Source organism: Actinomadura sp. NPDC048032, from assembly GCF_040653175.1.
Taxonomy (GTDB): domain Bacteria; phylum Actinomycetota; class Actinomycetes; order Streptosporangiales; family Streptosporangiaceae; genus Spirillospora; species Spirillospora verrucosospora.
In genome coordinates, this window is sequence record NZ_JBEZJP010000705.1 from 1 (window position 1) to 2,351 (window position 2,351).

Sequence of the window (2,351 nt, forward strand, 5' to 3'; positions counted from 1 at the left end):
TTGATCTCGCAGCAGATCGGTTACTGGCGTGAGGCGTTGGCGGGGTTGCCGGAGGAGTTGTCGCTGCCCGCCGACCGGCCGCGCCCGGCGCAGGCCTCCTACCGGGGCGGAACGTACGCGTTCGAGCTGGACGCCGAACTCCACGCCGAACTCCTGGCCCTCGCCCGGCAGAGCGGCGCGACACTCTTCATGGTCATGCAGGCGGCGTTCGCGGCGCTGCTGACGCGGCTGGGCGCGGGGACGGACGTGCCGGTCGGGTCGCCGATCGCAGGCCGGACCGACGAGGCGCTGGACGACCTGGTCGGCATGTTCGTCAACATGCTCGTCCTGCGCACCGACACCTCCGGGGACCCGTCGTTCCGGGAGCTGGTGGGACGGGTGAAGGAGACCGACCTCGCCGCCTACGCCCACCAGGACCTGCCGTTCGAGCGGCTCGTCGAGGTGCTCAACCCGGCGCGGTCGATGGCGCGGCACCCGCTGTTCCAGGTCGTCCTGTCCTTCCAGAACAACCCCGAGGCGCGGCTCGAACTGGACGGCCTGACCGGCGGCGCCGAGCCCCTGGCGGCGGGCACCGCCAAGTACGACCTGTCCCTCTACCTGGAGGAGCGGCACGGCGCCGACGGCGCGCCCGGCGGCATCGAGGCCGGCCTCGAATACGCCCTCGACCTCTTCGACCCCGCCACCGCCGAGGCGATCGCCCGGCGGTTCGAGCGCCTCGTCCGCGAACTGGTCGCCGACCCCGACGCGCCCGTCACCACCGCCGAGATCCTCGATCGCGGCGAACGGCGCACGCTGCTGCGCCGCTGGGCGGGCGGCAGGGGCGGCGACGCCCCGCGCACGACGATCCCCGCGCTGTTCGAGGCGCAGGCGGCGGTTCGTCCGGGTGCGGTGGCGGTGTCGTTCGAGGGTGTGTCGTGGACGTATGGGGAGGTGAACGCGAGGGCGAATCGTCTGGCTCGGCGGCTGGTGGAGCAGGGGGTGGGGCCTGAGCAGTTCGTGGCTTTGGCTCTGCCGCGTTCGGCGGAGCTGGTGGTGGCGATCCTCGGAGTGCTCAAGTCCGGAGCGGCCTACGTCCCGATCGATCCGGACTACCCGCAGGACCGCATCGCCTCCATGCTCGAAGACGCCCACCCGGTCCTGACCTTGCGCCCCGAGGACCTCGCCGATCTGGACGCGTCCGGGTACGACGACGGCGACCTCGGCATCGAGATCTCCCCGGACCACCCCGCGTACGTGATCTACACGTCGGGTTCGACGGGGCGTCCGAAGGGTGTGGTGGTTCCGCATCAGAACGTGGTGCGGTTGCTGCGTTCGACCGAGGAGTGGTTCGACTTCGGTCCGCAGGACGTCTGGACCCTCTTCCACTCCTACGCATTCGACTTCTCGGTGTGGGAGCTGTGGGGTGCGCTCCTGTACGGGGGCAGGCTCGTCGTCGTTCCCTACCTGACTTCGCGTTCGCCGGACGACTTCCTCGCTCTCCTGGAGAGGGAGCGGGTGACGGTCCTCAACCAGACCCCGTCGGCCTTCTACCAGTTGATGGCGGCCGACAAGCAGAACCCGGGCAGGGACCTCGCCCTGCGCTACATCGTCTTCGGCGGTGAGGCGCTCGACCTGGGGCGCCTGGAGGACTGGTACTCCCGCCATGACGAGAACGCGCCGGTCCTGGTCAACATGTACGGGATCACCGAGACGACCGTGCACGTCTCGTACGTGGCGCTGGACCGCGCCTACGCGGCGACCGCGCCTGGCAGCGTCATCGGCGTTGGCATTCCGGACCTGCGCGTCTACGTCCTGGACGGTCGTCTGCAGCCGGTCCCGCCCGGTGTCGTCGGTGAGTTGTACGTCGCGGGGCCGGGTCTGGCGCGCGGGTATCTGAACCGTCCTGCCCTGTCCGCCGAGCGGTTCGTCGCCGACCCGCACGGGAAGCCCGGCACCCGCATGTATCGCACGGGCGACGTGGGCCGGTGGCTGGCCGGAGGCCGTCTCGAATACCTCGGGCGCGGCGACCGGCAGGTGCAGCTGCGCGGCTTCCGGATCGAGCCGGGCGAGATCGAGTCGGCGCTGGTCCGCCACAAGGCGGTCACGGACGCCGCTGTGATCGTCCGGGACGACCGGCTCGTCGCCTACGTGGCGGGCAGCGGAGCCGATGCCGCCGAGCTGCGCCGGTTCGTCGGCAGGGAACTGCCCGACTACATGGTTCCGGCGGCCGTGGTGGAGCTGGACGCTCTGCCGCTGACCTCGAACGGCAAGCTGGACCGCAAGGCGCTGCCCGCACCGGACTTCGGGGCGAAGGTGTCGTCGCGGGCGCCGCGCACCGAGCAGGAGGAGACGCTCGCGCGCCTGTTCGCCGA

General features: G+C 71.0%; 1 protein-coding gene. It reads left to right on the plus strand.

What is annotated here, in order from left to right; translation table 11 throughout:
• Positions 1-36 precede the first annotated feature (36 nt).
• Positions 37-2,351, plus strand: a 2,315-nt coding sequence (locus AB0C69_RS41305) for an amino acid adenylation domain-containing protein (protein ID WP_360362168.1), incomplete at its 3' end; no start/stop codon positions are given.